The organism is Pseudomonas sp. USTB-Z (assembly GCF_019691255.1).
Classification (GTDB): domain Bacteria; phylum Pseudomonadota; class Gammaproteobacteria; order Pseudomonadales; family Pseudomonadaceae; genus Aquipseudomonas; species Aquipseudomonas alloputida.
Window position 1 is genome coordinate 158,635 of record NZ_JAECZP010000001.1, and the last position, 26,426, is coordinate 185,060.

The 26,426-nt window shown below is 62.9% G+C and carries 24 protein-coding genes and 1 riboswitch; of the genes, 7 read left to right on the forward strand and 17 right to left on the reverse strand.

Going from position 1 to position 26,426, the window contains the following annotated elements:
* Window positions 1–3 precede the first annotated feature (3 nt).
* From I8746_RS00750 to I8746_RS00780, 7 genes are all read right to left on the reverse strand, one after another.
* Window positions 4–522 carry a TIGR02281 family clan AA aspartic protease gene (locus tag I8746_RS00750; protein WP_003249490.1) on the reverse strand — a complete coding sequence of 173 codons (519 nt, stop codon included), beginning with the start codon at window positions 520–522 and terminating at the stop codon, window positions 4–6.
* Window positions 519–1,505 (reverse strand): esterase-like activity of phytase family protein, encoded by a 987-nt coding sequence (locus I8746_RS00755; RefSeq protein ID WP_014754626.1) that lies wholly within the window; start codon window positions 1,503–1,505, stop codon window positions 519–521. Before I8746_RS00755 ends, I8746_RS00750 begins: the two co-directional genes overlap by 4 nt.
* Window positions 1,502–3,406 carry a DNA topoisomerase IV subunit B gene (gene parE, locus I8746_RS00760; RefSeq protein ID WP_012053866.1) on the reverse strand — a complete coding sequence of 635 codons (1,905 nt, stop codon included), beginning with the start codon at window positions 3,404–3,406 and terminating at the stop codon, window positions 1,502–1,504. The genes I8746_RS00755 and parE overlap by 4 nt, the downstream gene beginning before the upstream one ends.
* 35 nt (window positions 3,407–3,441) lie before the next feature.
* Window positions 3,442–4,050 carry a YqiA/YcfP family alpha/beta fold hydrolase gene (locus tag I8746_RS00765; protein ID WP_003249484.1) on the reverse strand — a complete coding sequence of 203 codons (609 nt, stop codon included), beginning with the start codon at window positions 4,048–4,050 and terminating at the stop codon, window positions 3,442–3,444.
* A 241-nt stretch (window positions 4,051–4,291) separates the two neighbouring features.
* On the reverse strand, window positions 4,292–5,092 hold the full coding sequence (gene cpdA / locus I8746_RS00770) for a 3',5'-cyclic-AMP phosphodiesterase (protein WP_012053867.1): 801 nt from the start codon (window positions 5,090–5,092) through the stop codon (window positions 4,292–4,294).
* Between the two features lie 85 nt (window positions 5,093–5,177).
* Window positions 5,178–5,630 (reverse strand): DUF1249 domain-containing protein, encoded by a 453-nt coding sequence (locus I8746_RS00775; RefSeq protein WP_003249480.1) that lies wholly within the window; start codon window positions 5,628–5,630, stop codon window positions 5,178–5,180.
* Complete coding sequence (locus tag I8746_RS00780; RefSeq protein ID WP_179053250.1) at window positions 5,621–6,238, reverse strand: NUDIX domain-containing protein; 618 nt, start codon at window positions 6,236–6,238, stop codon at window positions 5,621–5,623. The genes I8746_RS00775 and I8746_RS00780 overlap by 10 nt, the downstream gene beginning before the upstream one ends.
* Before the next feature lie 185 nt (window positions 6,239–6,423).
* Between I8746_RS00780 and I8746_RS00785 the strand changes: the two genes are divergently transcribed.
* Window positions 6,424–7,170 (forward strand): RsiV family protein, encoded by a 747-nt coding sequence (locus I8746_RS00785; protein WP_003249476.1) that lies wholly within the window; start codon window positions 6,424–6,426, stop codon window positions 7,168–7,170.
* Here the strand turns inward: I8746_RS00785 and cytX are convergent.
* The gene (gene cytX, locus I8746_RS00790; protein WP_221099815.1) at window positions 7,139–8,422 is read right to left on the reverse strand and encodes a putative hydroxymethylpyrimidine transporter CytX; all 1,284 of its coding nucleotides are present in this window, start codon (window positions 8,420–8,422) and stop codon (window positions 7,139–7,141) included. The genes I8746_RS00785 and cytX overlap by 32 nt on opposite strands.
* Window positions 8,423–8,587: 165 nt before the next feature.
* Window positions 8,588–10,468 carry a phosphomethylpyrimidine synthase ThiC gene (thiC, locus tag I8746_RS00795; protein ID WP_003249473.1) on the reverse strand — a complete coding sequence of 627 codons (1,881 nt, stop codon included), beginning with the start codon at window positions 10,466–10,468 and terminating at the stop codon, window positions 8,588–8,590.
* 154 nt (window positions 10,469–10,622) lie between these two features.
* Window positions 10,623–10,729, reverse strand: a riboswitch (TPP riboswitch).
* Window positions 10,730–10,889: 160 nt separating this feature from the next.
* Between thiC and I8746_RS00800 the strand changes: the two genes are divergently transcribed.
* Window positions 10,890–12,323, forward strand: coding sequence for a TolC family outer membrane protein (locus I8746_RS00800; protein WP_012053869.1), 1,434 nt, complete (start codon window positions 10,890–10,892; stop codon window positions 12,321–12,323).
* A 114-nt stretch (window positions 12,324–12,437) separates the two neighbouring features.
* On the opposite strand, the gene waaA is transcribed toward I8746_RS00800, so the two are convergent.
* Both waaA and I8746_RS00810 read right to left on the reverse strand, forming a co-directional pair.
* Window positions 12,438–13,709, reverse strand: coding sequence for a lipid IV(A) 3-deoxy-D-manno-octulosonic acid transferase (gene waaA, locus I8746_RS00805; protein ID WP_221099816.1), 1,272 nt, complete (start codon window positions 13,707–13,709; stop codon window positions 12,438–12,440).
* A gap of 11 nt (window positions 13,710–13,720) precedes the next feature.
* Window positions 13,721–14,611: a LysR family transcriptional regulator gene (locus I8746_RS00810; RefSeq protein ID WP_003249460.1), complete on the reverse strand. Its 891-nt coding sequence runs from the start codon at window positions 14,609–14,611 to the stop codon at window positions 13,721–13,723.
* 86 nt (window positions 14,612–14,697) lie between these two features.
* On the opposite strand from I8746_RS00810, the gene I8746_RS00815 reads away from it, so the two are divergent.
* The 4 genes from I8746_RS00815 to I8746_RS00830 all read left to right on the forward strand — a co-directional run bounded on the left by I8746_RS00815 (window position 14,698) and on the right by I8746_RS00830 (window position 18,130).
* A complete protein-coding gene (locus I8746_RS00815) occupies window positions 14,698–15,030 on the forward strand; it encodes a multidrug efflux SMR transporter (protein WP_004577390.1) in 333 nt (110 codons plus the stop codon).
* An 88-nt stretch (window positions 15,031–15,118) separates the two neighbouring features.
* On the forward strand, window positions 15,119–16,294 hold the full coding sequence (locus I8746_RS00820; protein WP_221099817.1) for an FAD-binding oxidoreductase: 1,176 nt from the start codon (window positions 15,119–15,121) through the stop codon (window positions 16,292–16,294).
* Window positions 16,291–17,103 carry an aldo/keto reductase gene (locus I8746_RS00825; protein WP_003249454.1) on the forward strand — a complete coding sequence of 271 codons (813 nt, stop codon included), beginning with the start codon at window positions 16,291–16,293 and terminating at the stop codon, window positions 17,101–17,103. Before I8746_RS00820 ends, I8746_RS00825 begins: the two co-directional genes overlap by 4 nt.
* Window positions 17,104–17,161: 58 nt before the next feature.
* Window positions 17,162–18,130: a metal ABC transporter ATPase gene (locus I8746_RS00830; protein ID WP_221099818.1), complete on the forward strand. Its 969-nt coding sequence runs from the start codon at window positions 17,162–17,164 to the stop codon at window positions 18,128–18,130.
* 81 nt (window positions 18,131–18,211) lie between these two features.
* Here the strand turns inward: I8746_RS00830 and hldE are convergent, their stop codons facing one another.
* The 3 genes from hldE to I8746_RS00845 form a co-directional block, all read right to left on the reverse strand.
* Complete coding sequence (gene hldE, locus I8746_RS00835) at window positions 18,212–19,633, reverse strand: bifunctional D-glycero-beta-D-manno-heptose-7-phosphate kinase/D-glycero-beta-D-manno-heptose 1-phosphate adenylyltransferase HldE (protein ID WP_003249449.1); 1,422 nt, start codon at window positions 19,631–19,633, stop codon at window positions 18,212–18,214.
* A 130-nt stretch (window positions 19,634–19,763) separates the two neighbouring features.
* A complete protein-coding gene (msbA, locus tag I8746_RS00840) occupies window positions 19,764–21,572 on the reverse strand; it encodes a lipid A export permease/ATP-binding protein MsbA (RefSeq protein WP_012053874.1) in 1,809 nt (602 codons plus the stop codon).
* Window positions 21,573–21,587: 15 nt separating this feature from the next.
* The gene (locus I8746_RS00845) at window positions 21,588–22,763 is read right to left on the reverse strand and encodes an O-antigen ligase (RefSeq protein WP_014859636.1); all 1,176 of its coding nucleotides are present in this window, start codon (window positions 22,761–22,763) and stop codon (window positions 21,588–21,590) included.
* Between the two features lie 100 nt (window positions 22,764–22,863).
* On the opposite strand from I8746_RS00845, the gene I8746_RS00850 reads away from it, so the two are divergent.
* Window positions 22,864–23,469 (forward strand): toluene tolerance protein, encoded by a 606-nt coding sequence (locus tag I8746_RS00850; protein ID WP_076402325.1) that lies wholly within the window; start codon window positions 22,864–22,866, stop codon window positions 23,467–23,469.
* Window positions 23,470–23,472: 3 nt separating this feature from the next.
* Here the strand turns inward: I8746_RS00850 and I8746_RS00855 are convergent, their stop codons facing one another.
* From I8746_RS00855 to I8746_RS00865, 3 genes are all read right to left on the reverse strand, one after another.
* Window positions 23,473–24,564, reverse strand: coding sequence for a glycosyltransferase (locus I8746_RS00855; RefSeq protein WP_221099820.1), 1,092 nt, complete (start codon window positions 24,562–24,564; stop codon window positions 23,473–23,475).
* A gap of 37 nt (window positions 24,565–24,601) precedes the next feature.
* Entirely contained in the window at window positions 24,602–25,375 is a 774-nt protein-coding gene (locus tag I8746_RS00860) for a glycosyltransferase family 2 protein (protein ID WP_012053878.1), read from the reverse strand.
* 65 nt (window positions 25,376–25,440) lie between these two features.
* Complete coding sequence (locus tag I8746_RS00865; RefSeq protein ID WP_003249439.1) at window positions 25,441–26,397, reverse strand: glycosyltransferase; 957 nt, start codon at window positions 26,395–26,397, stop codon at window positions 25,441–25,443.
* Between the last annotated feature and the right edge of the window lie 29 nt (window positions 26,398–26,426).

Here is a 26,426-nt window from a genome sequence, read left to right on the forward strand (position 1 = left end):
TCGTCATTTCAGGTTCTGGCGCAGCAACATGGTGCCACCGCGCTGGGTAAATTCAAGTTGTTGCAGGGCACTCATACCCAGCAGTACGGTGGCCCCATCCAGGCCCGGCACCACGATGGCGCGTACGTTCTGCAGGCGGATATCGCCCAGTTGCAGGCTGGTCAGGCGCGTGCGGTAACCTTCAGTACGGCCATTGGCGGTGCTCAGTAGCACCGGGCTACCGCGCTCCAGGCTCAGTTCATGAGCCAACGCCTCCGGGATCGCCACATCGGTGGCGCCGGTGTCGAGCATGAAATGCACCACCTGGCCGTTGATGGCACCATCCACCACGAAGTGGCCCTGGCCATTACTCAGCAGGCGCACTTCGATAAAGCCTTGACCATGTTCGGATTGCACCTGGCTGTTGGGATTACGCTGGCTGTCTTCCCACTGGCCGAAAAAACGCGTGGCAAGAAACAGCGCCGCCGCCCAAGCGACGATCATCAGCAACTTGCCCGCGCGCTTGCCCGGCGCCTGGCTCATGGTTTGGCGCTCCAGCCGCCTTCCGGTGCGTCGAAGCGCCAGACAACTGGGCGGGTTTCACCGTCGGCACGGGCGCCGTTGTTATTGTCCAGGCCAATCCAGGCGCCCTTGGCATCGATCACCAGTGCTTCGGCCAGGCCAAACGGCTGCGCGTAGCGCCGTGACTCGACCAGCGCATCAGCAGCGAACGACCAGCACCGCTCGACCTTGCCACTGTCGACATCACGTCGGCACACCCGGTAGGCGTTGCGTTCGAGGGTAAACAGCTTGCCCTCGAACCAGGCCAGGTCAGCGAAGTCGCGCGACAGGGCCCTGGCATTGGGCATCTGCGCGGGTTGCATTTCGACCCCCGCCTCGCTCAGCAGCACGCAACCACGCCCGCAGGTCCAGACCGACTGCTGGCGCTCGATGGCCACCAGGCCACGGCGCTCACGCTCCGCAGCCAGCCACAGGCGGTCACCCGTCGGGTTGATCGCCAGGCCTTCGAACAGGGCATTGAAGTTCAGCAGCATGCCGCTTGCCCGGGCCTGGCGCACCATGGCCGAGTCGATCCTCAACCAGTCCGGCTCGCCTTCCAGCGGCAATTGCAGCACCGCGGCATGCGCCTCGCTGACCAGATAGAGGTTACCCGCCTGATCACAGGTGATACCTTCGAAATCCAGCTCGCCACCGCGAATGTACGATGCCGCCCAATTGCGCGACTTCAACCCCCATGGGAGGCCGCTTTCCGGGACAGCCGGCGGGGTGAAGGTAAGCGGCTGCGCGCGCCAGGTGGGGTTCTGCTGATCGAAGCGGTAGATACGGTCGTCGTCACGGTCGGACACGCCCCACAACCCGCCCCGGCATTCCACCAGCCCCGACAGGTTGCCACCGCGCATACCGTCGATCGGGTGCTCGGCTGTCATCTTCAGCTCTGGCCAGTTGCCCGCCAGGCAAGGCAGGGCGACCAGCGCCAGGCAAACGGCAAGTACTTGCCGAATCAAACCATGACCTCGGCCAGGTTGCCCTTGGTTTCCAGCCAACTCTTGCGGTCACCGGCGCGCTTCTTGGCCAGCAGCTTGTCCATCAGCTCGCAGGTGGCTTCTACGTCGTCCAGGGTAAGCTGCACCAGGCGCCGGGTGTTCGGGTCCATGGTGGTTTCGCGCAACTGCGGCGGGTTCATCTCGCCCAGGCCCTTGAAGCGTGTTACCTGCGGCTTGCCGCGCTTCTTCTCGGCCACCAGGCGGTCGAGGATGCCGTCACGCTCGGCTTCGTCGAGGGCGTAGTAGATTTCCTTGCCCAGGTCGATGCGGTACAGGGGCGGCATGGCCACATAAACATGCCCAGCTTCGACCAGTGCCCGGAAGTGCTGAACAAACAGCGCACACAGCAGCGTGGCGATGTGCAGACCATCGGAGTCAGCGTCGGCGAGGATGCAAATCTTGCCATAGCGCAGCTGCGCAAGGTCGGTTGCCCCCGGATCGACGCCAATGGCCACGGCTATGTTGTGCACTTCCTGGCTGGCCAGGACTTCGCCACCGTCCACTTCCCAGGTGTTGAGGATCTTGCCGCGCAGCGGCAGGATGGCCTGGAACTCCTTGTCCCGCGCCTGCTTGGCCGAACCACCGGCCGAGTCACCCTCGACCAGGAACAACTCGGCACGCATCGGGTCCTGGCCCGCACAATCGGCCAGCTTGCCGGGCAATGCCGGGCCCTGTGTGATGCGCTTGCGCTCGACCTTCTTGCTGGCCTTGAGGCGGCGCCCGGCGTTGCTGATGGCCAGTTCTGCCAGTTGCATGCCCAGCTCGGGGTGGGCGTTGAGCCACAGGCTGAAAGCATCCTTGACCACACCGGAGACGAACGCGGCGGCCTCGCGCGATGACAGGCGCTCTTTGGTCTGCCCGGAGAACTGCGGGTCCTGCATCTTCATCGACAGTACGAAGGTGATGCGCTCCCAAACGTCTTCCGGCGCCAGCTTCACCCCGCGCGGCAGCAAGCTGCGGAACTCGCAGAACTCACGCATGGCATCCAGCAAGCCTTGGCGCAGGCCGTTGACGTGGGTGCCGCCCTGGGCGGTGGGGATCAGGTTGACGTAGCTTTCCTGAATGCTGTCGCCGCCTTCGGGCAGCCACAGCAAAGCCCAGTCAACCGCTTCCTTGTTACCCGCCAGGCTGCCACAGAACGGCTCGTCGGGCAGGCGCTGGAATTCGTTGACCGAGTCGACCAGGTAGGAGCGCAGGCCATCCTCGTAGTGCCATTCCACCTTTTCGCCGCTGGCCTTGTCCTCGAAGCTGACCAGCAGCCCCGGGCACAATACCGCCTTGGCCTTGAGCACGTGCTTGAGACGGCTGATGGAAAACTTGGGCGAGTCGAAGTACTTCGGGTCTGGGCTGAAGTACACGCTGGTGCCGGTGTTGCGCTTGCCGACCGAGCCGACCACTTCCAGCTCGCTGGCCTTGAAGCCATCGGCAAAGGTCATCTGGTATTCATTGCCGTCACGCTTGACGCGCACGCGCACCTGCGTCGACAAGGCGTTGACCACCGAGATACCCACCCCGTGCAGGCCACCGGAAAACTGATAGTTCTTGTTGGAGAACTTGCCGCCGGCGTGCAGCTTGGTGAGGATCAGCTCGACCCCGGACACGCCCTCTTCCGGATGGATGTCCACCGGCATGCCGCGGCCGTCGTCGCTGACTTCCAGCGAATGGTCGGCATGCAGGATGACCTGCACCGAACGCGCGTGGCCGGCCAGTGCTTCGTCGACACTGTTGTCGATGACTTCCTGGGCCAGGTGGTTGGGGCGGCTGGTATCGGTGTACATGCCCGGCCGCTTGCGGACCGGATCAAGGCCCGAGAGGACTTCGATGGCGTCTGCGTTATAGGCGCTAGCGCTGGGATTGGCCATAGGGTCTCGTCGTCAGTCTGGTGAATGCAAAAAAGTCAAAATACAGAAAAATCGAGCGCCGCATACTGCCCACGGGCAATGCCGGCGAAGGCCAGCAGTGCCGGCAGGCGCTCGGCGAAGCCCTGGAAGCTGTGGTCGCCACCGGCCTGGATACGCAGGGCACAAGCACGGTAATAGCGCTCGGCGTGGCGATAGTCCAGGGTTTCATCGGCGGTCTGCAGCCACACTTGATAGCGGTCGGCATCGGCCGGGGCCGCGACTTCCAGCTCGGCCAGGGCCTGCACGTGATCGTGGGTCAGCTCCCAGGTTTCACCGCTGTAATGGTTGCGCTGGGTGCCCAGGTAACCGTCGAAATGCTTGTGCGGGGTTACCGCCGGGTTGACCAGAAGGGCCTTGAGGCCATGGCGCTCGGCCAGATGGGTGGCATAGTAGCCGCCGAGCGAACTGCCCACCAGCAGTGGCGCACCCAGTTCGGCGATGGCCGCTTCGAGCTGGACCATGGCTTGCCGTGGGTGGTGGTGCAGGGCCGGCACTCGCAGCTGGTCGGCCAGGCCGAGCTGCTGCATGACTGCCTCCAGCTGACGCGCCTTGGTCGAAAGCGGCGAGCTGTTGAAGCCATGGATATAGAGGATGGAACCCGACATGCTGCCCCCGGAATCTGTGGCTTCGCGCCTGATAATGCGGGCGCAGGGACGCGCAGTGTAGCGCGTTCGCCGGGTTTTGGCGCCGCACAGGGGTTTTAGCAACACATTCTTCAACAGCTTTTAGAGTGCCGGGGGGGCTTTGCGCCCCTATCGCGACACAAGGCCGCTCCCACAGGGGTACGCGATCTCCTGTGGGAGCGGCCTTGTGTCGCGATAGGGCTGCGCAGCAGCCCCAAAATCATCAATAGCCAGGGCTATCGAAGTCGAGCTGCACCTCGAAATCCAGCGCCCGCTCCACCCCGGTTTCCAGCCGCCCGTCGGCATGCAGGCGCAACCAGCGATACCCCGGAGGCTCTTCGCTCACCTGGAAGTCTTCGCTGCGCGCCGCGAACTGAATGCAGGTCGACGGCGTGGCCAGCAGGCGCCGCCCCCCTCGGACCTCATCCCATTCCTGATGCACATGCCCCCATAGCAAAGCCCGTACCTGTGGATATCCTTCAACGATATCGAACAGCGCCTGGGCATTGCGCAAGCCGATCGGCGCGATCCAGGCGCAGCCGATGTCCACTGGCTGATGGTGGAAGCACACCAGGCAATGCCGCTCGCCAGCCTCTTTCAAGGCGGCTTCCAGCACGGCCAGCTGGTCGTCTTGCAGAAACCCGTGGGTAGCACCGTGCACGGCGGTGTTGAGCATGACTACCCGCCATGCGCCAATATCGGTCACCGCCTGCACCAGTTCCGGCGCCACCTGCGCCATCACCTGAGCCTCGTCATGGTTACCCGGCAGCCAGCGCGTGGGCACGGCAAACGGTGCGGTCAGCTCCCGAAACGCTTCATAGGATGCCACGCTGGCATCCTGGGACAGGTCGCCCGTGCACAGCAGCAAGTCGACAAGCGGCTGCTCGCGCCGCACCTGGGCCACCACGTGGCGCAGGCTGTCTCGGGTCTTGAGGCCCAGCATGCTGCCAGCCGGGTCGGCGAACAGGTGGGCATCGGTCAGTTGCACCACATGCACGGGGCGGGATTGGTCTGGCGGCGACAACGGCCATCTCCTCGAATGGATTCAGCGGGAATTATGGCTGTGCGACGGTGACGAGCAAACACCCGCAACCGACTCACGTCACAATTCAGCGAACACTTGCCAGTTCGTGGCCGCAGGCCAGGCAGTGGCTGAGCCATTCCCCCAGGAAAAGGTTGAGCTGAGCCTTTTCGTCCGGCTGGTGCATGGCGTCGTTCGGATACGGGTAGATGCTGCGCAGGCGCCGGGTGTGTTCGGCGCTGACCACTTCGGCCATGCGCGCATCGTGATACACCTGCACTTCCAGGTGGGGCACTGGCAGCCACGGCAGGCTGTGTTCCTGGCGCACATGCAGGGTGGTGGTATACGGGCAGGCCAGCACCACGTCGAGCACCAGCACGCCAAGCATCTGGTCACCCTGGGTCATGCCGATGCGGCGCGAGCTCTGGGTGGTGCGCATGTCGGGCAACAAGCGCATCAGCCGGGCATAGTTGGCCTCGCAGGCTGCCTGCAGCCCGACCAGGTCAACTCGATAGCGCTCGCGCAGCAGGTTCACTTCCACATACCTCTTACTTCGTCACGGTTCAGCGCCAGCCATTGCAGGCCAATGATGGTGGCCGCATTGCAGATGCGCCCGTCGCGCACCGCCTGCAGGGCATCCTCGAACGCCCACACGCGTACGCGAATGTCTTCGCCCTCTTCCTCCAGGCCATGCAGCCCTCCCGCGCCCTCGCTGCTGCAACGGCCTAGGAACAGGTGAACGTATTCGTCACTGCCGCCAGGCGACGGGAAGTAGCGGGTCATCGGCCACAGGGCGCTGAACGTCAGGCCTGCTTCTTCTTCAGCCTCGCGATGGGCGACTTCCTCGGGCTGCTCGTCTTTGTCGATCAGCCCGGCAACCATCTCGATCAGCCAAGGGTTGGCGACCTTGTCCAGTGCGCCCACGCGGAACTGCTCGATCAGCACCACTTCGTCCCGCACAGGGTCGTACGGCAGCACGCATACCGCATCGTGGCGCACAAACAGTTCGCGACTGATCTCGCGCCCCATGCCCCCGGCAAATAGCTCGTGGCGCAGGCGTAACTTGTCGAGCTTGTAAAAGCCCTGGAAGCAATTGGCCCGCTCGATGATTTCGAAGCCCTTGGGCACAGCGTTCAACGCGTCTGACATGGAAATCCTCATTACCTCGAATACTGCTTCGCGCCATCCTACTCCGCACGCCTGTTGGTTTCACCCCTTTCCAGCAACCGCTGGCGCACTCGGGACAGCAGCCCTTCACTCTGTTAGCTTAGTGGCGAACTGAAGGCCGCGCAGACGGTCAAAGGCCGACTTTTCCCTGTTCTGCAAGGATCATCATGACACTTGTCAAACTGACTTCCGTGGCCGTGCTGGCACTCGCTCTGGGCGCCTGCCAGAGCCTGTTCACGCCCAACTACCGGGCCCCGCTCGAGGTCAAGCGCGACGCCTGGGAGCATGTCAAACCCGGCTGCAGCGAGAGCGACTGCCCGCTGGTGAACATCGACATGATCCACTTCCCGGCCCTGCCCAAGCTCGACGGCATCGTCGAAAAACGCCTGCTGCAACTGACCGAAGACAATCAGCATGGCACCGCACCAGCCACCCTGCAGGCCTACGAACAGCAATATCTGGCCAGTGCCGACAAACGTAACAGCAGCTACTTGCAAGCCAAGGTACGCGAGCAGCATGACGGGCTGGTGATCATCGAGTTGTCCAGCTACCTGGACAGCGGTGGCGCCCACGGCATGCCCGGGCGCGGCTTCATCAACTATTCACGCAAACTGGACAAGGTGCTGACCCTGCAGGACATGCTGGTGCCCGGCCAGGAAGACACCTTCTGGAAAACCGTCGAAGAATCGCACCGTGCCTGGCTGATGAGCGTGGGAATGGACAAGGATGCCGAGTTCGTCAAGACCTGGCCGTTCAAGAAATCGCCGCACGTCGCCCTGACGTACGGCGCGGTAGTGGTCAAGTACGAGGTCTATGCCATCGCGCCCTATTCCATGGGCCACGTGGAACTGAAGATCCCCTACCCGCGCCTGAATGGCGTACTCAAGCCTGAACTGTTTCCCGGCCGCGGCTGAGGCTTAGCAGCCCATGCAGCACACCTGCCAGCAGCAATGCGGGCAGGGTAGCGCCCAGTTCCGGCGCCTTGGCGGCAATCAGGTGATAGGCCACCGCCCCGGCAAACCAGGCCACCAACGCCTGCCAGTGCAAGCCATTGACCTGCGCTGGCAGACGGCGTCGACGGACCACGTAGTGGTCCATCAGCACCACGCCGAACAGCGGCGCGAACACCGAGCCGATCAACAACAGGAAGTTTTCGTACTGTGCCAGCGGCGCCAACAGGGCAATCAGGGTGCACAACACGCCGATGGCCAACGCCAGGTGCTCGACCTTCAGCGGTAGCAGCACACCAGTGGAAACCGCCGCCGAGTGAATGTCGGCGAAAGCCTTTTCCGACTCGTCCAGCAGAATAAGCAGCAGCGGAATCCCCATGCCGGCGCCTGCCAGGGCCAGCAGCAGGGCATTGACTTCGCCACTGGCGGCGAACGCCAGCGTGTACGCCACGCCCAGGCTCATCAGCCAGGTGTTGCCGATGAAGTAGCCAACGATCGTGCCGCCGAACACATGCTTGCCATTGCGGGCAAAGCGCGAGTAGTCCGCGATCAGCGGCAGCCAGGACAGCGGCATGGCGATGACGATATCGAAGCCAACCGCCAGCGACATCGAACCATCCCCGGCACGGTTCCACAGCTCCGCCAGGTCAGCCTTGGCGAACAGGTTCCAGGTCAGCCACAGGCAAGCGCCCAGCAACAACCAGATGCCCCAGGCGCGCAGCACTTTGCGCACGAAGGCCAGTGGCCCGCTGACGGCCAGCAGGGTGGCCAGGGCACCGAAGCACAACGTCCAGAGCATGGGGCTGTTCCAGGCACTGTCCTCACCGAACGCTCGCGCCCCCAGCAAGCTGGCAGCATCGCGCATGACGATAATCTCGAAAGCGCCCCAACCCACCAGTTGCAGCAAGTTGAGCAGCGCCGGCAAGCGCGCGCCATGGCTGCCCAGGCTGAGTTTCAGGGTGCCCATGGCGGACAGGCCGGTGTCGCTGCCGATAACCCCCGCCGCACCCAGCAACAGCACACCGACACCGGTGCCCAGGGCGATGGCCAGCACGGCGCCAGCAAGGCCCAGGCCTGGCGCCAGCATGGCGCCGACCTGCAGTACCATCAGGCCGATGCCGAGGGAAAACCACAGTGAAAATAGGTCGCGAGCACCGAAAATGCGCTGCTGGATGGGGATTGGATGGTCGGGAGAGAACTGGCTGGGTGATGTCATGGTTGGCGCTCGCCGGCAATATTGTTGGTGTTCCTGGCGAGGACTTCGTCCTCGTATCGCGACGCAAGGCCGCTCCCACAAAAACCACGCAGGCTTCGAGGCTTGCGCGGTCCTTGTGGGAGCGGCCTTGCGTCGCGAAAGGGCCGCAAAGCGGCCCCAGCGTGCTTAGACTTTGTGGTACAGCTGGCTGCCTTCCTGGCGGAACCGCTCGGCCTGCTCACGCATGCCTTGCTCGACCGTCACATCCACGGCCTCGATCTTGGCTGCGTACTCACGCACTTCCTGGGTGATCTTCATCGAGCAGAACTTCGGCCCGCACATCGAGCAGAAGTGCGCGACCTTGGCCGATTCCTTCGGCAGGGTCTCGTCGTGGAAAGCGCGGGCAGTGTCCGGGTCGAGGCCCAGGTTGAACTGGTCTTCCCAACGGAACTCGAAACGCGCCTTGGACAAGGCGTTGTCGCGAATCTGTGCACCCGGGTGGCCCTTGGCAAGGTCGGCGGCATGCGCGGCGATCTTGTAGGTGATGATGCCGGTCTTGACGTCGTCCTTGTTCGGCAGGCCCAAGTGCTCCTTCGGCGTGACGTAGCAGAGCATGGCGCAACCGAACCAGCCGATCATCGCCGCACCAATGCCCGAGGTGATGTGGTCGTAACCCGGCGCGATGTCGGTGGTCAGTGGGCCGAGGGTGTAGAACGGCGCCTCGTCGCAGCACTCCAGCTGCTTGTCCATGTTCTCTTTGATCAACTGCATCGGCACGTGGCCGGGGCCTTCGATCATGCATTGCACGTCGTGCTTCCAGGCAATTTTGGTCAGCTCGCCGAGGGTTTCCAGCTCACCGAATTGCGCGGCGTCGTTGGCGTCGGCAATCGAGCCAGGGCGCAGGCCGTCGCCCAGCGAGAAGCTGACGTCGTAGGCCTTCATGATTTCGCAGATTTCGTCGAAGTGGGTGTACAGGAAGTTTTCCTTGTGGTGCGCCAGGCACCACTTGGCCATGATCGAGCCACCGCGGCTGACGATGCCGGTGACCCGCTTGGCGGTCAGGGGCACATAGCGCAGCAGCACACCGGCGTGAATGGTGAAGTAGTCCACACCCTGTTCGGCCTGCTCGATCAGGGTGTCGCGGAACAGTTCCCAGGTCAGGTCCTCTGCCACGCCGTTGACCTTTTCCAGGGCCTGGTAGATCGGCACGGTACCGATCGGCACCGGCGAGTTGCGAATGATCCACTCGCGGGTTTCGTGGATGTGCTTGCCGGTGGACAAGTCCATGACCGTGTCCGAGCCCCAGCGGATGCCCCAGGTCAGCTTGGCCACCTCTTCCTCGATCGAGGAACCCAGGGCGCTGTTGCCGATGTTGCCGTTGATCTTCACCAGGAAATTGCGGCCGATGATCATCGGCTCTACTTCCGGGTGGTTGATGTTGGCCGGAATGATCGCGCGGCCACGGGCGATTTCCTGGCGGACGAATTCAGGGGTAATTTCTTTCGGGATGTTGGCACCGAAGCTGTGGCCGGCATGTTGCTCATTCAGCAGGCCGGCGGCGCGGGCCTCCTGTAGCTTCATGTTCTCGCGGATGGCCACGTATTCCATTTCGGCGGTGATGATGCCCTGACGGGCATAGTGCATCTGCGAGACGTTGGCGCCGGCCTTGGCCCGGCGCGGGTTGCGCACATGGGCGAAACGCAGCTTGGCCAGCTCCGCATCGTTCAGGCGCTGCTGACCGAAGTCGGAGCTCAGGCCTTCCAGGCGCTCGGTGTCACCGCGGGCTTCGATCCACGCCGAACGCACATCGGCCAGGCCTTTGCGCACGTCGATGATCACGTCGGGGTCGGTGTACGGGCCAGACGTGTCATACACCAGCACCGGGGCGTTGGACTCGCCGCCGAAATCGGTCGGGGTGTCATCCAGGCTGATTTCACGCATGGGGACACGGATGTCCGGGCGCGAGCCTTCGACATACACCTTGCGCGAACGCGGGAACGGTTGCACGGACTGCTGATCGACTTGTGCCGATTCGCTGAGGTTGATCGCTTTTTCTTGTTTGGTCATCACAGGCTCTCCTGACGGCTTCCTAGCAGTGGAATGTCGGGGTGAACCTGAAACGCGCGGACGCACCCTCTTTGGGTGCAGTGCCGGACATGGGGGTGCCTGAAGCTGTATGCAGCTGTGACAATCCCGGACCTGGCACAAGAGGCTCCCCGGGAAGGCGAGCAATCTTGTTCCCTACGCAGGCGCTAACCTGATCAGGTTCAACGGGATCCGCACCTCTGCGATCTCAGCCTTTGCTTCAAGGCACCCCGACAAGAACATGCGCAGTCTAGACTGGAGTGGTCAGCAAAGCCAAGCAGGTAAATGCGCGGATGATGAAAGGCACACCGAGCGATTGTTGCCGGGTGCGCATGGCACTACACTGGCCCATCGCTCGATACTCAACAGTTCAGTAATTAAATTTCGTACAAGGATTGCCTCTATGCTGCGCAAACTCTCACTGGCGATAGCCGTGTCTTGTGCGTCCAACGGAGTGGTCTGGGCAGCGGACGTGCCTTCGACAGTCAAAACCGATCTGGTCAGCGTCTACCAGGAAGCAGTGGACAACAACGCCGACCTGGCTGCAGCCCGCGCCGATTACGGGGCGCGCCGCGAAGTGGTGCCGCAGGCCCGCGCCGGGTTGCTGCCAAACCTGTCGGCCGGTGCCGAGATGATGAACACCCGCACCAAGCTGGACGAGCCGTCCATGACGTCCAATCGCAGCGGCAACGCCTGGAGCGCGACCCTGGCTCAGCCCATCTTCCGCGCTGATCGCTGGTTCCAGTTGCAAGCCGCCGAAGCAGTCAACGAACAGGCAGCACTGGAGCTGTCGGCGACCGAGCAAAACCTGATCCTGCAAACCGCGCAAAACTACTTCGCCGTCCTCCGCGCCCAGGACAATCTGGCCGCCACCAAGGCAGAAGAAGCCGCCTTCAAGCGCCAGCTGGATCAGTCCAACGAGCGTTTCGACGTGGGCCTTTCGGACAAGACCGACGTGCTGCAATCCCAAGCCAGTTATGACACTGCACGGGCCAACCGGATCATCGCCGAACGCCAGGTGCAGGACGCCTTCGAGGCCCTGGTAACCCTGACCAACCGTGAGTACACCGCTATCCAGGGCGTGGTGCATAGCCTGCCGGTACAAGTGCCAACGCCCAACGATGCCAAAGCCTGGGTCGAAACCGCCGGGCGCCAGAACCTCAACCTGCTGGCCACCAACTACGCGGTTTCTGCCGCAGAAGAGACCCTGCGTCAGCGCAAGGCCGGGCATGCACCGACCCTGGACGCCGTGGCCAAGTACCAGAAGGGTGACAACGACAGCCTTGGCTTCACCAACCCATCGCAACTGGGGGTGCGCTACAGCGGCGACGTCGAGCAGACCAGCGTTGGCCTGCAACTGAACATACCGATCTACAGCGGCGGCCTGACCAGCTCGCAGGTACGCGAGGCTTACCAGCGCCTGAGCCAGAGCGAGCAACAGCGTGAAAGCCTGCGCCGCCAGGTCGTGGAGAACACCCGCAACCTGCACCGCGCAGTGAACACCGATGTGGAACAGGTACAGGCGCGCAAGCAGTCGATCATTTCCAACCAGAGCGCGCTGGAAGCCACCGAAATCGGCTACCAGGTCGGTACCCGCAACATCGTCGACGTGCTTGATGCCCAGCGCCAGCTGTACACCTCGGTGCGCGACTACAACAATAGCCGTTACGACTACATCCTCGACAACCTGAGCCTGAAGCAGGCAGCCGGCACCCTGAGCCCGCAAGACCTGCAGGACCTGAAGCGCTACCTGAAACCTGACTACAACCCGGACAAGGACTTCCTGCCGCCGGACCTGGCGGCAGCAGCGGCCAAGAACTTCGAGCGCAGGCCTTGAGGTAGGGGCTGGACCATTCGCGGGCTCGCCCGCTCCCACAGGGATAGCGCAGCCCTCGAGCCATGCATCCATCCTGTGGGAGCGGGCGAGCCCGCGAAGGCGCCAATGCAAAAATCAGCGGATAAGCGCCCCCAGCCCCTCGAGCAATCGCTGCAAAGCCCCCTGATTGGCCCGCATCACCGCCCTGCCCGCCTCGCCCATGCGCTGGGCGTCCTGCGGCAGTTCCACCAGACGGCGCACCGCACCGGCCAGCCCGTCAGCATCATCCACCAGCTGCAACGCACCCGCCTCGCGCAGCATCGCGCTGATTTCGAGGAAGTTGAACACATGCGGCCCCATGAGCACCGGCAAGGCCAGCGCCGCAGGCTCCAACGGATTGTGCCCACCGGTCGGCACCAGGCTGCCACCGACGAAGGCAATGTCGGCCAGGGCATACAGGAACAGCAGTTCGCCCATGGTGTCGCCCAGCAATACCCGCGTTTGCGCATCGACCAGCGTGCCGGCAGAGCGGCGCACGGTGGTGAACTGCTCGCTGCACAACGCATGCACTGCATTGAAGCGCTCGGGATGGCGCGGCACCAGGATCAGCAAGGCATCGCCATGCACCTGCAACAACTGCCGATGCGCCTGCAGGATCAAGGCATCTTCACCGTCGTGGGTGCTGGCGGCGATCCACACAGGGCGCTGGCCTCCCCCCCACTGTTCACGCAATGCCCTGGCGCGCGGCAGCAGCTGTTCGTCGATCGTCAGGTCGAACTTGATCGAACCGGTGACTTGCACACGCTCAGGGCGTGCACCCAGGTCACGGAAGCGCTGGGCCTCGGTTTCGGTCTGCACGGCAATCAGGCTCATCTCGGCCAGCATCGGCCGGGTCAGCCTGGCAAAGCGCCCATAGCCACGGGCCGAGCGCTCAGACAAGCGCGCATTGGCCAGCGCCACCGGAATGCCGCGCCTGGCACACTGGTGAATGTGGTTGGGCCAAAGCTCGGTTTCCATGATGATGCCCAGCTTAGGCTGCACATGATCGAGAAAACGCCCCGCCGCCCAAGGCAGGTCGTAGGGCAGGTAGCAATGCTGCACGCGTGGTTCGTTGGCGAACAGGGCGCGAATGCGTTCAGAGCCGGTAGGGGTCATGCAGGTCAGTGTGATCGGCAGCTCCGGGTAAGCCTTGAGCAAGGCACGCACCATGGGTGCGGCAGCAATGCTCTCGCCCACCGATACCGCATGTACCCAGATACCACCCTGGCGCATGGCCGGCAGCTTGAAAGCAAAGCGCTCGCCGATGCGCTGGCCATAGGCCGGCGCCTTGCGCGCGCGCAGGTACAGGCGCAGCGCAACCAGCGGCAGGCCCAGGTGAAACAGCAAGGTATAGAGAGTTCTGTTCATGGCGGCTAAGTCTACCCGATCGCGCGAAGGTGCACTGCAAAGCGCTCGGCCAGCCACTGCGCGGCCGGGCCCAGAGGTTCATCGCGGCGCCAGGCCAGCTCTGCCACGAGGGCCGGCGGCCGCCAGTCGCTGTCCAGTTCGACCATGTGCGCCTGGTAGGTCGGGTACTGCACCACATGCCGGGGTAACCAGGCCCAGCCCAGGCCGCGCATCAGCAGTTCGGCCATGGCGTAGAAGCTGTCGGCACGCCATACCTGCGGGCTGATCGCCTCGCCGCCAGGGTAACCGCTTTGTTGTGGCGTGATCAGCAACTGCCGGTGGCGGGCCAATTGTTGGCGGGTGACCCGGCCTTCGCCCGCCAGCGGGTGGCCGACCGCGCACACCGTGACCATCTCCACGCTGCCCAAGGCACGGCGTTCCAAGGAAGCCGGGATGCTTTCGTGGAGGAAGAACAGGCCCAGATCGGCGCGCCGCTCCACCAGCTTGCGCGCCACATCGCCCTGGGCTCCGCTGGCCAGTTGCACCTCCAGGAACGGGTAGCGGCTCGCCAGTTCGTCGAGGCTGTCGATCACCGGCTGATACGGCATGGCTTCGTCCTGCGCGACCCGCAGCAAGGCCTCCTGCCCGCGCATCAGGGCCAGGGCGCGGCCATCCAGGCGTTCGCACTGGCGTAACAATTCGCGGGCGTCTTCCAGCAAGGCGCTGCCGTTTTCAGTCAATTTCGGTTGCCGGCCGCTGCTGCGCTCGAACAGGGTGACCCCTAGGTCGGTTTCGAGCAGCGCGATGGCACTGCTGATCGCCGACTGGGCTTTGTGCTGCTCACGTGCCACCGCGGAGAACGAGCGCAGTTCTGCAACGCGCAAAAAGGTACGCAATTGTTCAAGGTTCCACTGCTCGGCCATCAACCTATCTCCCACATTGATAGGTAATGACTTTACCCCATCCAGGCAAGGTCTAGAATGCCCGCTCAGTAACGGAGGATCCCGCCATGAATGCCTACACCTACCTCGCCATTGCCATCTGCGCCGAAGTCATCGCCACCGCCTCGATGAAAGCGGTGAAAGGCCTGAGCACGCCGTTGCCACTGCTGCTGATGGTGGTTGGCTATGGCATTGCGTTCTGGATGCTGACGCTGGTAGTCCGCAGCATTCCGGTGGGGATTGCCTACGCCATCTGGTCGGGCCTGGGGATTGTGCTGATCAGTGTGGCGGCGCTGGTGATCTATGGGCAGAAGCTGGATATGCCGGCAATGCTTGGCATGGCCATGATCGTGGGTGGCGTGGTGGTGATTCAGCTGTTCTCGAAGACCGCTGGGCATTGAGAGCCCGTGTGCGGGGCTCGCCGACGATAGGGCCATCTCAGGTATAGCCTGTATACTTGCCAGCTGTCCCAGTCTTCGAGGTACCGCCATGCCATCTGCCATTTCCACTGACGTGCTGATCGTCGGCGCCGGGGTCGCAGGCCTCTGGCTCAATGCCCGCCTGCGCCGCCTGGGCTACTCGACAGTGCTGGTGGAGCGCGCCAGCCTTGGCGGCGAGCAGACCATCAAGTCGCAGGGCATTATCCACGGCGGCACCAAATACGCCCTGCACGGCGCCCTGACCGGCGCCTCGGAAGCCATCGCCGACATGCCGCGCCGCTGGCGCGAGGCCTTGGCCGGCAACGGCGAACTCGACCTCGGGCGTACCCGCCTGCTCTCCGATGCCCACTACCTGTGGTCGCCGGGCACCTTGGCCGGCAACCTCACAAGCTTCTTCGCCAGCAAGGCCGTGCGCGGCCGGGTCGACCAGGTCAAGGGTGACCAGTTGCCACCGGCACTGCAGGACCGCGCGTTCAAGGGCAAGGTGTATCGCCTGGCGGAGCTGGTGGTCGATGTCCCGAGCCTGCTGGCCAACCTGGCCGAGCTGGCCGGCGAGTCCTTGCTGGCAGGTGAGCGCATCGAACCCTTGCGTGAAGGTAATGCGTTGGTTGGCCTGCGCGTGGACGACCGGGAAATCCGTGCCCAGCGCATCGTATTGAGCGCCGGAGCCGGCACCGAAGGCTTGCTGCAGGCGCTGGGCCTGGATCAGCCGGCCATGCAAACCCGCCCGCTGCACATGGTCATGGCCAAGGGCCCGAACCTCAAACCTTTGTACGCCCACTGCCTCGGCGGCGGGCCCAAGCCGCGGGTAACGGTGACCACCCATCCGGCAGCCGATGGCCAGTGGGTCTGGTACCTCGGTGGGGACCTGGCTGAAGCCGATGGCGTGGCGCGCGAGCCTGCAGCGCAGATTGCTGCAGCGCAGAAGGAAATCGCCAACCTGCTGCCCTGGGTCGATCAGAGCCTGGTGCGCTGGGCCACACTGCGCGTCGACCGCGCTGAGCCTGCACAATCCGGCCTGGCACGCCCGGACAACGCCTTCCTTGCTGACCAGCAGCGCCTGCTGGTGGGCTGGCCGACCAAACTGGCACTGGCACCGGATTTCAGCGACCGGGTAATCAGCCACCTGGAGCGCGACGGCATTCGTCCACAAGCACAGGCCGACCTGGCCGACCTCCCACGCCCTCCACTTGGCATACCGGCCTGGGAGCAGTTGCTGCCATGAGCCTGCCAACCCTGCACGCATTCCATCGCCCGCTGGGCAGCACCGGCCTCACGGTCTCTCCACTGGGCCTCGGCACGGTCAAGCTGGGCCGCGATCAGGGCGTGAAGTACCCCACTGGCTTCACGATCCCCGGCGATGAGGAAGCCCGCCTGTTACTGGCCCAGGCCCGCGAGCTTGGCATCAACCTGATCGACACCGCCCCGGCCTACGGCCGTAGCGAAGAACGCCTGGGCCCGCTGCTGCGCGGCCAACGCGATGAATGGGTAATCGTCAGCAAGGTCGGTGAAGAGTTCGAGGAAGGCCTGTCGCATTTCGACTTCAGCGCTGCCCACACCCGCCGCTCGGTGGAGCGCAGCCTGCGCCGGCTCGAAACCGACCGCATCGAACTGGTGCTGGTGCATTCCGACGGCAACGACCTGGCCATCCTCGAACAGCAGGAGGTCTACCAGACCCTGGCCGAACTCAAGCAGGAGGGCAAGATCCTCGGTTTCGGGCTGTCCGGCAAGACCGTCGCCGGCGGCCTGAAGGCACTGGAGCAAGGCGACTGCGCCATGGTCACCTACAACCTCAATGAACAGGCAGAACGCCCGGTGCTGGACTACGCTGCCGAACACGGCAAGGCCATCCTGGTAAAGAAGGCCTTGGCGAGCGGGCATATCTGCCTGGCCCCGGGCGTCGACCCGGTGCAGGCCAGCTTCGAGCTGCTGTTCGCCCACCCGGGCGTCAGCAGTGCTATTGTCGGCACCATCAACCCGTTGCACTTGGCCCATAACGTGGCCACCGTCGCCCGTATCCTGGGCCAGCATTGAGTTACCTCAGGCTCCCGACTCAGGGACTGGAGACTGACCCGACGCAAGGAGGAGCCTCGTGGCGCGAACGCTGATCCGCAAGAACCCGAGCAACTTCAAGACACTACCACTGCATGTCGAGGCCACGCCCGAAGGCTTGATTTACCAAAGCATCGGCATGCCGCTGAACTTTGCCCAGACCCAGCAACGGCGCAAGGCCATCCAGTTACCCGATACACAACACTTCGTGGTCGAACTGGCCAACCTAGGCGTGTCAGTGCGCCTCACGCTGCATTGGCAGAACCGCGATTACTGGGTACTGGTGCGTCAGCGCCGACAAGACCGTGGCGATGTGGTACTGAAACTGATTTCCGGTTATGTACCGGCGCAGGAGCTGAACCTGCCGCTGCACACGGCCGTACAGGAAGTGGCCGAGGAGTGCCTGCTGGAAACCCCGGAAGGTTGGCTGGGCGGGCGCTTCAACGACACCTGGCTGCCCATCCCCTACGCCGCCGCCCTGCACTACCGCGAAACACCCCACTTCGTGCTGGCTCCGGAGTCCGGTGCCGCACGCCCGGTGCATTGCGGCAAGCTGATGCTACTGGAGCGACCACGGGCCTATGTGCACCTGCCCACCGCTTCGCTACAGCTGATCTATGACATGCGCCTGCAAGTGCCCCGGGACGCCAAGAAACTCAGCTTGTTCCACGTTGACGAGCGGCTGGAGGGCGACCAGCTGGTGGCGCGGCTCAACCGCAAACGGCCCGACCTGTACCTGATGCCATTGAAAGACGGCCAGCCACTGGCAGAGCTGTATGCGCTGAAAAAGGATGAGCTGGTGCCGGCGAGTACGCGTGGGCTGTACCTGGCAGAAAGTTTTGCCCGGCAGGAAGGCTGGGTGGTGGCAGATGAACGGGTACGCTGGAAGGATTGGGTGAAACAGCAGGGGTTGGTGGAAAGCAAGCCCGTAAGGGCGTCGCACTTGCAACGGTTTGGCGACAAGGCGCGAGCGCTGCTGGAGCGGGCGCGGACCTCGCTGCACAAGTGACATCCCGGGAGCTTTCGCCTGCTTGCTGGGGCGGGTAAACCCGCCCCAGCCGAGGGCCGCCGCAGCGGCCCCAAGGTCAGATCAGTTCTTGCGAATTTTCTCGACAATCGCTGTGGTCGAGCTGTTCTCGACCAGCCCCAGCACCTTCACGGTGCCGCCATAACCCTTGACGATATCAGCGCCAACCACCTGATCGATGCCATAGTCTCCGCCCTTGACCAACACATCCGGCTTGACCTGGCTCAGCAGGTTTTCCGGGGTGCCTTCCGGGAAACTGATCACCCAGTCCACCGCGCCCAAACCGGCCAGCACGGCCATACGCCGGTCAACGCTGTTGATCGGCCGGCCCGGCCCTTTCAGGCGGCTGACCGAAGCATCGTCGTTTACCGCAACGATCAGGCGATCACCCTGGGCCCGCGCCTGTTCCAGGTAGGTGACATGCCCGGCATGCAGGATGTCGAAGCAGCCATTGGTAAAGACGATCTTCTCGTTGTGCGCCCGCGCGTCATCAATGGCCAGCAGCAGTTGCTCAAGGCCCAGCACGCCGCGTTCGGAGCCTTCCTCACGCTGGATGGCCCGGCGCAGCTCAGGGGCGCTGATGGCAGCCGTACCCAGCTTGCCGACCACAATGCCCGCCGCCAGATTGGCCAGGGCCACCGCATGGGGCAGGTCCTCACCCGCGGCAATGGCTGCGGCAAGGGTGGAAATGACAGTATCGCCGGCACCGGTCACATCGAACACTTCGCGTGCTCGCGCTGGCAGGTGCAACGCCGGCTGACCAACGCGCAGCAGGGTCATGCCATGCTCGCCACGGGTGACCAGCAGGGCGCCCAGGTCCAGGTCCTGCAGCAACTGCAAGCCCTTGGCAACCAGTTCGGCCTCATCGACGCAACGGCCAACGATGGTCTCGAACTCGCTGAGGTTCGGGGTAATCAGGCTGGCGCCACGGTAGATGGAAAAGTCCTTGCCCTTGGGGTCGGCCAGCACCGGAATGCCCTTGGCCCGCGCCGCCTGGATCAGGTTTTGGTGGTTCTTCAATGCACCTTTGCCGTAGTCGGACAGGACCAGCACCTTGACGCCTTCGAGCAGGCTGTCGACCTCCGCGCCCAGCGACAGTGGGTCGGTGGCGAACGGCTCTTCGAAATCGATACGCAGCAGCTGCTGGTGACGGCTCATGACCCGCAGCTTGACGATAGTCGGCTGGTGCGCGATGCGCTGGAATACCGAACGGACACCGGCAGCCTGCAGGCTGTTGGCCAGGCTGTCGGCAGCCTCATCCTGGCCGGTGACGCCGATCAGCGAAGCCGGCGCGCCCAGCGCAGCAATGTTCAAGGCAACGTTGGCCGCGCCGCCGGGGCGATCCTCGATTTGATCGACCTTGACCACCGGGACTGGCGCTTCAGGCGAAATACGCGAAGTACCGCCATGCCAGTAGCGGTCGAGCATGACATCGCCGACCACCAGTACCGGGGCTTGATCGAAACGCGGCATGGACAACTTCATGGGCAACCCATATGGAAATAATGAACAGGGGCAGGATATTAGCACAGGGTAGTCAATGGCTTTATGGCCAGATCATCCCTGGAAAATTCCCGTGACAATCGGGGCCATAACGGCCCCGATCAAGGAGGGTTCAGGTGATATCGGCCTTGGCCGGCTCATCCAGCCCCATGGCATGCAGACGGGCATAATGGCCATTAGCCGCAAGTAGCTCGGTGTGAGTACCGCGCTCGACCAGGCGGCCCTGGTCCATGACCAGGATCTGGTCGGCCTTCTCGATGGTCGACAGGCGATGGGCAATCACCAGCGTGGTACGACCTTGCATCACGTGGTCCAGGGCGGCCTGGATATGCCGCTCGGACTCTGTATCCAACGCCGACGTCGCTTCGTCGAGGATCAGCAACGGCGCGTTTTTAAGCAGCGCACGGGCAATTGCCAGGCGCTGGCGCTGGCCCCCGGAAAGCAGTACACCGTTCTCACCCACTTCGGTATCGAAGCCCTTTGGCAGCCGGTCGACGAATTCCTTGGCATAGGCATCGGCCGCGGCGGCTTCGATGTCTGCGCGCGGCGCGCCGGCCAGATCGCCATACGCGATGTTGTTGGCCACGGTGTCGTTGAACAAGGTGACATGCTGGGTGACTTGCGAAACATGGCGACGCAGGTTGCGCAGGCGATAGTGCTCGATCTCCACGCCATCGAGCAGGATCTGCCCCTTGTCGTGGTGATAGAAGCGTGGAATCAGGGCCGCCAGGGTAGACTTGCCACTGCCGGAGCGGCCGACCAGGGCGATCATCTGCCCGGGCTCGGCGACAAAACTGATGTCGCTCAACACTTCACGCTCGGTACCCGGGTAAGTGAAGCTCAGGTTGCGCACTTCCAGGCGCCCTTCCACGCGCGCCTTCTCGACCGTACCAGTGTCCACTTCAGGCGCTTCGTCCAGCTGCTCGAAGATGCTTTCGGCACCTGCCAGGCCCTTCTGGATGGTCGAGCTGACTTCCGACAACTGACGAATCGGCTTGGGCAGCAGGCCGGCAGCGGTGATATAAGCCACCAGGTCACCGGCAGTGGACTCACCGCGCAGGAACAGTACCAGGAACATCAGCGCAGCCATGGCGCTGTAGATCACCAGCTGAAGCATCGGCGTGTACAGCGAGCCGGTCTTGGTCATGCGCAGTTGCTTGTCGGTGTTGCTCTGGCTGGCCTGGCCGAATCGCTGCTGTTCGTAGGCCTCGCCACCGAAGCTACGGACCACGCGGTAACCCTGGATGGTTTCCGAGGCAACGTGGGTGACGTCGCCCATGGCTACCTGGATCTTCTTGCTCTGCTTGCGGAATTTCTTGCTGGCGATGCTGACCATAACCGCGATCACCGGCAAGATGGCAACCATCACCAGGGTCAGGTGCCAGTTCATCCAAAGCAGGTAGGCAAACAGGAACACCACGGTCAGGCCTTCGCGGATTACCACCTTGATGGCGTCGGTAGCGGCGCCGGTGACCATGGTCACATTGAAGGTAATGCGCGAAATCAGGTGCCCGGAGTTGTGGTTGTCGAAGTAGCGGTTGGGCAACACCAACAGCTTGTTGAACAACGCCACCCGCAGGTCATGCACCAGGCTCAGAGAGACCTTGGCCAGGAAGTAGTTGCCGAGGAACGAGCCCAGGCCCTGCCACGCAGCGATCAGGATGATCAGCAGCGGCACCGCCTGCAGCAATTGCAGGTCACGCAGGTAGGGGACGTTGGGGAACAATACCGCTTCGGGGTTGCTCAGCCCATCGACGAAGTACTTGAGAATGCCGGCCAGCATTGGCTGGGTCGAGGCAAAGATCACGAAACCGACAATGCTCAGCAGGAAAATGCCGACATAGGGTTTCACATAGCTCAACAGCCGGAAGTAGATCTTCAGGCTGGAGGTGTGCTCCGCTGGTCGCGGTGTTTCGGCCATTATCGAGCTCGCTGTTCAGGTTGAACCGGCAATTTTACCACAGGCGTCATTTTCGGCACGCCCCCATGGCAGCAACATGGCAAGGCCCACCGGCAGCCAGCTGATGAACCATTCGGCACGTGGCGTACCGGTGAGGCTGGCGGCATCGAACTGCATGGCCAGGGTCGAATAGACCCAGAAGCCCAGCAGGACCTTGCCGAGCAGGGTGCCACGGGCGCGCACGATTTCGCCCAGCGTGAACAGCCACACCATTACCCACAGCAACATGCCGGGCAAGCCCATCTCAACGGCAACATGGGTGAACATGTTGTGGGTGTGATCGAAGTGCATGCCGACGGCGCTCACTTCGTAAGCAGCCCCCAGACCAAGACCAGTCCAAGGGTGCGCGGCTATCATCTGGACCACGGCATGGAAAATTTCCGGCCGGTAGGACGAGCCCCGTTGGGCGATAACGTCGTACACGGCCCAAAAGGCCAGGCCGGTGGCAAGCAGTGCCAGAACAGAGAACACCCGGCTGTGGCGGTCACGGAACCACAACGGCGCCATCACCACGGTAATCACCAGTGCCAGAACCGCACCACGGCTCTGGCTGAGCATGGCGAAGGCCCCCAGGCAAGCCAGTGCCGCCAGCCACAACACCTGCAAGCCACGCCGCCGAGGAGGCTCGTAGAGCATCAAGAGCACAGCCGAACCAATGACATAGGCCCCCAGGATGGGGTGGGATATTTCGCCGATACCCGCCAGCCTGAACAGCAGAGGCGCACGCTGCACCCCATAGAACTTGATGATGGAGACTAACGCAGCGATGGCCAGCAGCGCGCTGCCAAGCAGCAATAACTGACGAATGCGGGCTTGGCCAAGCTGGGCCAACAGCGGAAACGCCAGCAGGAACACCAGGATGTAGAGCAAGCGCTTGAGCTCGCGCATGGGCTCCTCGGCGGGCGACCATGCCAGGCTCAGGCCGCTCCAGGCCAACAGCAGCAGCACACTCCCCCACAGCGCCGGTTGCCGCCTCCAGGCTTGCACCAGCACACCTCGGGCCGACCAGGCCAATACCAGCGTTGGCAGCCATAAGAACAACACCAGACCTTGCTGATAAACCTTGTTGCTGGGTGCCAGGGCAATCGCCGCCAGGAACCAGACCAGGCCCAAACCTAACCATGCTTGTGCCCAGTTTTTTTGATACAACATCCTTTCCCCCGATGAATCAGAAACACCATCCATGGTGCTACAGCATTATTTTCGGCATTATTGCCGGTCATTTTGCTCGCCAGACGACAAGGCTCTATTCATGCAATGCTCCCGGCTCACCCAGGTCGACTTCGATCAGCTGACACTCGGCGCACAGGTGCTTGAGGCAGACAGCCATGGCGCCAAAGTCTACCTGCTCACAGATGGAAATTTCCTCAAGGTTTTTCGTAGGAAGCGGCTGATTTCATCTGCACTGCTACGTCCCTACTCGCAGCGTTTCGTCGATAACGCCGCGCGCCTGACGCAACTGGGCATCCCTACCCTCGAAGTGATCAGCCAGCACAAGCTCGACCTGCCGGGCCGCACTGCGGTGCTGTATCGCCCGCTACCTGGGCGGACGCTGCTGCAGATGTCGCGCGATGACGGCTTCAGCTGGGACACTTACCTGCCACGCCTGATCGAACTGATCCGCCAGTTGCACCGCAGCGGCGTTTATTTCCGCTCGCTGCACTTGGGCAACGTGGTGGTCACCCCCGACCAGCGTCTGGGCTTGATCGACGTGGCCGACATGCGCTTTCTGCGCCCGCCACTGTCAGCCCGCATGATTCGACGCAATGTGCAGCACATGGTGCGCTATATCGAGCGGGAGAACCTGGGCGACCGGTTCCCCCTTGCCGCCTTCGAGGCAGCCTTGCTGACACGCTGAGCGTCAACTGCGCAACAGGCTCTGCGAGCCGCTGCAGAACGCCTGCCAGGCCTGCTCCGGTGCCAGTGCCTGGCGCTGCTTCGCGGCGATCGTCGATGCACTGAGCACCGCACAGCGCTCGATCGCCTCAGCCCAGGCGCTTTCGTCGGCAACCGGCAGGTAGCCACCCGTGTCGCGCAACTGCTCGCGGAACACCTCCAGGTCGCTGCACACCACCGGTACGTCGGCCATCACCGCCTCTTGCACCACAAGCCCCAGGCCTTCGGAACGCGAAGGTACCAATAGCCAGTCGAATGCCCGATACAGCTGCTGCAGGTCTTCGCGGTGACCGCGCAGATGAACGCGCTCGGCCAGGCCCAACGCGTCGATACGCTGCTGCAGCACGGCATGCTGCGGCCCCTCGCCAATGATCGCCAGCTGCAAGCAGGGTTGCCGTGCACTGGCTCTGGCGAATGCCTCGATCAGCATTTCGAAGCCTTTGCTCTCTACCAGTCGCCCTACCGCACCCAGCATCACCTCGGCGCCCTGAGGCAACTTCAGCGCCTGCCTGGCCTGGTCCCGGCTCAGCAAAGGCTCGACGAATGCAAGCGGATCGAGCGCCATGCGCAGCGTCTGCACCGGCCTGCCCAGGTCACGCTCCAGCGACTCGGCCAACGTCTGTGATACCGCCGCGATACTCAGACGCTCGGACGGAAACATCTGCAACAAGCGGATATCGCTGGCATGCAGACGCGTCTTGCCATGGAACAGTACCTTTGCACGCACGTGCGCGATGCGCTGCAACAACGGCAGCACCAACCGGGCGACACCAATACCGTCGAGCAGCACCACTTCTGCCCCGGCCTCGGCCAAAGCCTTGCGCAAGCGCAGGCGCAGCCACGGACGCAGCAAGCGCCACAAGTGCCGCCCTTTGAGCGCACGTGAGGGCATATGCCATTCCCGGGTCGAGCCGAGCCCACAGCAGAGCCCGCTCCCCAGCAGCAGCCAGTTACTGATCCGGGCATCGGCACCCGCGTTCGACAAAACCTGCCGGTGCACTTTGTGGATGGACATGTAAGGCGTTCCACCCGCCCACATCATATTGACGATGTTCATGGGCCCTCTCCCGCTCAAGTCAGGTGGGACAGCGACTTCATTGAACAAAAATGGTGATTCCCATGCCGATCAAGGCACCCGCAACCAGCGTCAATGCCAGCTTCATCCGATCACGTTGACGACGCTTGGCCTTACGCTCCACTTCAATGGGCAAGGTCACGTGATTGCCGAATCCAGTGTGCAATACTGCGTCACCCTCCAAGGTGACCGCTGTCAGATTTAACTCAGCGTAGCGACGGGAAAGCGCCTTTTCTCCAGCATAGGCGGCAAATGGCGCACAGCGCTGGTAATCGCTCAATCGGCGCAGCCCAGGGTTGAGCGAGAACGCCTGCCACTCGGCCTTGTCGGACAGCAGCGGATAACACGGCACCCCGGCGATCACCTGGCGATCGCCCAAATGAATGTACGGGCTGTGGATGGCCAGGTCGTGGGCATGGCTGCGCAACCAGACCTGCAAGAGGTTGGGGCTGACATCCAGGATGGCCTGCGAGTCTTCGACAAAGCCTTGGCGATAGAATTGCCAGTCGTCTTCGCAGTGAAAAATGTACGGCGTCTTGACCTGGCTGTAGGCCAGGTCGATAGACGGCAACTGGCCAAGTTTGGGCCGGTTCACGAACACCTTGCAGTGCGGCTTCCAGTGCGCCGGCACAGCGGCATGCACAGCATCGTCGCCAGAGTCTTCGGTGATGAATACCTCGCGAATGGGCGCGGTGTTGTAGCGATCGAAACTCTCAAGGGTGTCTTTGAGCAGATCGAACCGCCCACAACTGGTCACGACAAGCGTGACGTCACTCTCATTTGAAAAGCGCACCGGATTCCCTCCGCATTACGACTATCGGCCTTCAACAACCCGCTCCTGGGCGTGAAAGCTCTTATTTAGATGCCCAGCTTCAGACGCAGCCGCTGCCATGCAGACAATGGCGGATGGGGCCTGAGCGCCGGGCGCATGTGGTCGACGATGCTACGTCCAACTGCGCCGAAACTAAAACGGGAAACCGCCAGATGGCGGCCATTTTCTGCAATCTGCCGTGCTAGCTCGGGGTTGGCGCGCAAGCGACGGAGTTTTTCCTGAAGGGTCGGGATGTTGTCATAGAACACCACGTTGTGCATGTCTTGCAGGCCCAGCGCACGGTTCTCTTCCTCGCCCTGGTCGTATGCCAGCAACACACAGCCACAGGCCATGGCTTCGAAGTTCTTGATCATGTATTCGCCCATGCCGACATCGGCACTGACGAAGAAACGAATACGGTTGAGCGTGTTGCAGTAGTCCTCGCCCGACTTGGTACGGGTTACCAGCAGGTTCTCGACCTGCCCCAACTCGTCCAGCAGTGCCTTGCGGCCGCTGTAGGCCACGCTGTTGACGCTGCCGACAAAGGCCAGTTCGATATCACGCTCACGCCCTTGGTCGGCCAGCAACTGCTCGTCATAGCCCTTGGGCACGAACACCGCATCGAAACCTTCCTGGCGCAAGCGCTCGCTGACCATGTAGCCGGAGCTGATCACCCGTGCCCATGGCAACTGACGGTAATGAGCGCTGAACTTGCCGGTGTACTTGCACGGGATGTAGTTCTGGTAGGCGTCGTGCTCGAGAATCACCAGGTTCGGCACAGTGCGGATGAAGGCCACCTGGCGGATCTCCTGCTTGAAACGCAGGAAGAACACGATCCGGTCATAGCGCTCGACCTGCACCTCACGCTTGAAGTAACGGCGCAGGTTGCGCTGATCCTGGCTGGTCAGCCAGCGCAGGTCGCACTCGCAGTTGGCCGCGACGCCATCGTACAGGCGGTCAAGAATCGCCCGCTGTTCCTTCTGCACCAGAAATAGGACTTTCATTGCTTTCCTTGGGCGCTCTGCGCCTTCGC

Excerpts from the sequence above, each read along its gene's own strand:
- I8746_RS00825 (WP_003249454.1), top strand. The coding sequence starts at position 16,291 with ATGAGCCTGCCAACCCTGCACGCATTCCATCGCCCGCTGGGCAGCACC.
- I8746_RS00750 (WP_003249490.1), bottom strand. The coding sequence starts at position 522 with ATGAGCCAGGCGCCGGGCAAGCGCGCGGGCAAGTTGCTGATGATCGTC.
- waaA (WP_221099816.1), bottom strand. The coding sequence starts at position 13,709 with ATGAACAGAACTCTCTATACCTTGCTGTTTCACCTGGGCCTGCCGCTG.
- I8746_RS00865 (WP_003249439.1), bottom strand. The coding sequence starts at position 26,397 with ATGAAAGTCCTATTTCTGGTGCAGAAGGAACAGCGGGCGATTCTTGAC.
- parE (WP_012053866.1), bottom strand. The coding sequence starts at position 3,406 with ATGGCCAATCCCAGCGCTAGCGCCTATAACGCAGACGCCATCGAAGTC.
- cytX (WP_221099815.1), bottom strand. The coding sequence starts at position 8,422 with ATGACATCACCCAGCCAGTTCTCTCCCGACCATCCAATCCCCATCCAG.
- thiC (WP_003249473.1), bottom strand. The coding sequence starts at position 10,468 with ATGACCAAACAAGAAAAAGCGATCAACCTCAGCGAATCGGCACAAGTC.
- I8746_RS00815 (WP_004577390.1), top strand. The coding sequence starts at position 14,698 with ATGAATGCCTACACCTACCTCGCCATTGCCATCTGCGCCGAAGTCATC.
- hldE (WP_003249449.1), bottom strand. The coding sequence starts at position 19,633 with ATGAAGTTGTCCATGCCGCGTTTCGATCAAGCCCCGGTACTGGTGGTC.
- I8746_RS00845 (WP_014859636.1), bottom strand. The coding sequence starts at position 22,763 with ATGTTGTATCAAAAAAACTGGGCACAAGCATGGTTAGGTTTGGGCCTG.
- msbA (WP_012053874.1), bottom strand. The coding sequence starts at position 21,572 with ATGGCCGAAACACCGCGACCAGCGGAGCACACCTCCAGCCTGAAGATC.
- I8746_RS00765 (WP_003249484.1), bottom strand. The coding sequence starts at position 4,050 with ATGTCGGGTTCCATCCTCTATATCCATGGCTTCAACAGCTCGCCGCTT.
- I8746_RS00855 (WP_221099820.1), bottom strand. The coding sequence starts at position 24,564 with ATGAACATCGTCAATATGATGTGGGCGGGTGGAACGCCTTACATGTCC.
- I8746_RS00785 (WP_003249476.1), top strand. The coding sequence starts at position 6,424 with ATGACACTTGTCAAACTGACTTCCGTGGCCGTGCTGGCACTCGCTCTG.
- I8746_RS00820 (WP_221099817.1), top strand. The coding sequence starts at position 15,119 with ATGCCATCTGCCATTTCCACTGACGTGCTGATCGTCGGCGCCGGGGTC.
- I8746_RS00850 (WP_076402325.1), top strand. The coding sequence starts at position 22,864 with ATGCAATGCTCCCGGCTCACCCAGGTCGACTTCGATCAGCTGACACTC.
- I8746_RS00780 (WP_179053250.1), bottom strand. The coding sequence starts at position 6,238 with ATGTCAGACGCGTTGAACGCTGTGCCCAAGGGCTTCGAAATCATCGAG.
- I8746_RS00800 (WP_012053869.1), top strand. The coding sequence starts at position 10,890 with ATGCTGCGCAAACTCTCACTGGCGATAGCCGTGTCTTGTGCGTCCAAC.
- I8746_RS00810 (WP_003249460.1), bottom strand. The coding sequence starts at position 14,611 with ATGGCCGAGCAGTGGAACCTTGAACAATTGCGTACCTTTTTGCGCGTT.